This window comes from Dellaglioa sp. CoH-56-MRSF-12 (genome assembly GCF_056782075.1).
Map to the genome: position 1 here is coordinate 1 of NZ_JBXAYD010000166.1, position 238 is coordinate 238.

The window sequence follows — 238 nt, forward strand, 5'->3', positions numbered from 1 at the left end:
TCGCAAGACTGATCCCCGACAGGTGCACGGCCTTCGCGGCCGCCAGCGCGTCGAGCGGCAAGTCGCCTGTCGCATAGCGGCTCGCAGCCGATCCCGCGCGCAGATAGTCGAACTGGTGGCCGTCGGCGCCGTGCGTGACGAAATACACGCCGGTCGGTGCCGCGCGGTCGATTCGCACGTACGTCGTGTCGACCTGCTCCGACGCCCACATGTCGGCGAGCGGGCGGCCGAACGGATC

General features: G+C 69.7%; 1 protein-coding gene. It reads right to left on the minus strand.

Annotated elements, in window-relative coordinates; translation table 11 throughout:
• Nucleotides 1-238, minus strand: a 238-nt coding sequence (locus AC1RPY_RS08180) for a PfkB family carbohydrate kinase (RefSeq protein WP_481763186.1), incomplete at both ends; no start/stop codon positions are given.